Origin of the sequence: Corynebacterium sp. HMSC063G05, from assembly GCF_001810555.1 — a bacterium.
Taxonomy (GTDB): domain Bacteria; phylum Actinomycetota; class Actinomycetes; order Mycobacteriales; family Mycobacteriaceae; genus Corynebacterium; species Corynebacterium jeikeium_D.
Genome location: NZ_KV801841.1, coordinates 1 through 289, shown reverse-complemented (window position 1 = coordinate 289; position 289 = coordinate 1). Strand labels below are relative to the sequence as shown.

The window sequence follows — 289 nt, the reverse complement described above, 5'->3', positions numbered from 1 at the left end:
GATCAGGGAGTGGAGTTTGCCAAACACACGGAGTTTTCTGTCGCGGAGAATATCCAGGTGTTTTTCGCCGATCCGCATTCGCCGTGGCAGCGAGGTAGCAATGAGCGGATGAATCGGGATATCCGGTTTTATTTCCCCAAAGGCACCAACTTTACCGATGTCACCGACCAAGAGGTCGCCGAGGCGGAAGCATTGCTGAATAACCGGCCGCGGGTAGTGCTCGACGGGTTAACTCCCCGGGAGGTAATCTCTGGTGTTATCCATGATGCAATGACCGCCTGACCCTACC

General features: G+C 55.0%; 1 protein-coding gene. It reads left to right on the top strand.

Annotation, left to right across the window (positions count from 1 at the left end; all coding sequences use genetic code 11):
- The coding region (locus HMPREF2751_RS02275; protein WP_141747428.1) for an IS30 family transposase at positions 1-282 on the top strand (282 nt) is incomplete at its 5' end.
- Between the last annotated feature and the right edge of the window lie 7 nt (positions 283-289).